Annotated in this window: 2 protein-coding genes; both read right to left on the reverse strand. The window is 60.3% G+C overall.

All coding sequences use genetic code 11. The features are described from left to right. Window positions 1-94: 94 nt before the first annotated feature. The gene (locus ACIQ7H_RS22125) at window positions 95-973 is read right to left on the reverse strand and encodes a hypothetical protein (RefSeq protein ID WP_395795647.1); all 879 of its coding nucleotides are present in this window, start codon (window positions 971-973) and stop codon (window positions 95-97) included. A gap of 572 nt (window positions 974-1545) precedes the next feature. Continuing rightward, the coding region (locus tag ACIQ7H_RS22130) for an RHS repeat-associated core domain-containing protein (protein WP_395795649.1) at window positions 1546-3283 on the reverse strand (1738 nt) is incomplete at its 5' end.

The raw sequence follows: 3283 nt of genomic DNA on the forward strand, positions 1-3283 counted from the left end.
GGTTCGAAAGAGCCTTGGGCGAGTCGAAGAATCAAAATAGGTGAGCGATAGCAGGCTGAAGGTCCGAAAAAATCGGCTGGGGACCGCCCAGGGCTCAGTTGGTCGCGTTGTTCAGAGCTTCCCTAGGTCCAATTAGAGTTTGACCGGGATAACACCTGGCAAAGCAAACATCGAAAGGATGCGAGTGATAGACAACTTGGAGCGTATAGCCATCGATGCTGGGAGGCGGCACATACGGAATGAATCCGTACGACAAAGAGCGCCAACGAAATTGCGCCTCCGGCATATCCACAAACACTGCGGTGCCTTCACCCGAATCCGGGGTGTACCCATAGAATCCGTGCTCTCTGTTCGGGCCCCATTGATCCGATGCCTCCATTGCAGAGTCCATCTTCGCGTTTATCTCAGGGTGCTTCCGAAGCAACTCTGCAAACTCCTCAGGCATGTCAGTCCGGTACTCGACATTACCCGCACTTTTCTTGCGGGCGTTGTAGCCGAGCCCCTCATCATCCTTCCGACGAGCCATCGAGCCAAATGCAAAACTCATCGCCCCCGTCACCGCCCCATTCGCAAACTTCCCGCCACTCAATGACGACGCGGAGCCACCAATCAACGCATGCGCCGCGCCACGCAGGAAGTCGCTCTGAATGCCCTCCGTCAATGGTCCTGCCGCTTCCGAGAAGCCCGCACTTGCAAAGCCGTGTGCAAACTTACCGCCCTGCAAGTCGCTCATGATGCCACCCGCTGCGCCGTGCGCCACGATCTTTGACACGCGGCCAATGCTGTTCAGCTTGTCGCCGGTGCGTGCCCAGGATGAGGCCGAGTTGGCTTGGTCGAAGTAGCTGCCGATGCCGAAGAAGATCGCCGCTGAGAAGGCGCCTTGCAGCCCGCCCTTCAGGGTGCCCGATTGCACCGCGCTGGCTGCGAAGCCGCGGGCTGCAAACTCCACCCGTCCAATAGTCACGACGACCAAGTAGCGATGACAGCTGGGACTACAACCAGCATCAAGCCACAGCGCAGGCGCCAGAGAAACCCTAGTCTTGAGAGGGGGTCGTCAAATAACCAGGCGGGGGTTCAACGTGTATCCGCGCAGTACCCCATGCGGACTCAACATTAGAGATTCGGATCGCATCCGATATCGCTCCTGAGTGAAACACGCCCGGCGCAAAGAGGTCAGGCGCTGCCGATCTTTCGGCACTGAATCTTCCGATGACCTCAACCCAAGCTCTTGATAGCCCTCCAAGCTGAATTCCTCTTAGCTGGTCTCCCCAGACAGTTATTGAGCTTGCAGCATCCGAAGCATCATGAGCCTCTTTCGACACAAACAGAACCGCTGGAACTCCCGAAGACAAGTACCCCCTAGTGCGAACATACACGCCATCGTATTCCGAAGGGCGAGACAATACCGCCACCAGAGACACTGAGCATACGGGATCCTCTACAAACCCCGTCTTTACGCACCCAGAGCGATTCTCATCAGCAGCCATCAGCGCTGTAGAGAAGAACGCCAAAAATAGGAAACTTACGCGCCCCATTCGATCTCTCCTAGTAGGTTGTAGACTGCGTCGCTCTTCCGAAGGGCACGAAATAGTCCGACCCGGAAACTGCCTGATAGTCAGAGTATCTCCAATAATCCAACCTCCCACCCGGCAAAGCCACATATGCATTTATTCCCATATCGTAGGCATTCCGAAGATCCCCGAAGCTGCTCCAGTTACTGCCTTGCGGGTAAGAAACGGCAGCTGTCCGCAGGTCGTACCCTGCAGCCGACCCAGAGAAAGTAATGGCACTAGGATGAGTATGTATTGCTCCGAACCGGGTGCCTCCCGAAAGTGTGGTCGAGCCAAGACCTCGCACCATATGGGGCTGGCCGCTACTTATGCTTAGGCCCACTCTGAGCCCTCCTTCCACTGCAAAGATATCCGCCCCAATCTCCACGCCATGCTTCTCACTAATAGGATGAACCACACCTGCCCAATCCTTCGCCAATTGGAGATCATCAGCGGCGCCATATACCTTGAAGAGGCCAGCCTCTTCCAATGCAGCGTTGGCCTCCGCTGCTGCTGCTGCGCCCTTTGCGGGATCTGCCGGCCCGTACTTCGGCTCATGCACCAACGTATTGAATGCGAAACTCATCGCCCCAGTCACCGCCCCATTCGCAAACTTCCCGCCACTCAATGACGAGGCGGAGCCACCAATCAGGGCATGCGCCGCGCCACGCAGGAAGTCGCTCTGAATGCCCTCCGTCAATGGCCCAGCCGCTTCCGAAAAACCCGCGCTCGCAAAGCCGTGCGCGAACTTGCCGCCCTGCAAGTCGCTCATGATGCCACCCGCTGCGCCGTGCGCCACGATCTTGGACACGCGACCGATGGTGTTTAGTTTGTCGCCGGTGCGTGCCCAGGATGAGGCCGAGTTGGCTTGGTCGAAGTAGCTGCCGATGCCGAAGAAGATCGCCGCCGAGAAGGCGCCTTGCAGTCCGCCCTTCAGGGTGCCCGATTGCACCGCGCCTGCGGCAAAGCCGCCGGCGACGGCCACTGCAAAGGCCTGGCCGTACAGCGCTTGGCTCCACAGAGCCCCAGTCGCGCCGCCCGTGTACACCGTGATCGCCACCGCCACCACCGTGCGCAGGATCTGGCCCAGCGAGAGGTAGCCGCTCGGGTCGGTCAGGCTCAGCGGGTTGTTCAGCACGTAGCTGTAGCGGTTCAGGCCCTGGATGCCGGCATCGAGCATCGGGTCGGGCTGGATAAAGCGGCCCAGCGCGGGGTCGTAGACCCGGCCGTTCATGTGGATCAGCCCGAAGGCGTCCAGGTGCTCGTGGCCGGTGAAGCCGCGTGGGGTGACGGTGGATACCACCGCTGGCAGGGTCGATGTCCACTGCGTGGGCGCTCGCCGCTGGCCGTGGGCGTCGAAGCTCAAGCGCTCCAGCACCGCGCCGGACTCGTTGGCGATCACGTCCAGTGAGCCCAGATGATCGTGGAACAGGTACTGCTTGGTCGCTGCCGCGGTGCCGATCCGCGTTTCGATCAGCACGCCGCCGATGTAGCGCCGGGTCAGTTGCGTGCCGTCCGGCCGCTGCAGCTCCTCGACGCTGCCGAAGGTGCGGGTCACGGTGACCGCGCCATTGATGCTCTCGCGCCGCAGGTAGCGCGAGCCGCCCGGCGTGTAGGCCAGTTCCAGCATCGCCGCCGGCATCAAGGCGTCGCCCATCACCACCAGCACCAGCTGATCGAGCCCGCTGAAATCGGTGTAGCGGTTCTGCGCGGCCGTTGCGCCTGTTCGAACG

It is taken from the genome of Aquimonas sp. (genome assembly GCF_044377145.1).
Taxonomy (GTDB): domain Bacteria; phylum Pseudomonadota; class Gammaproteobacteria; order Xanthomonadales; family Xanthomonadaceae; genus Aquimonas.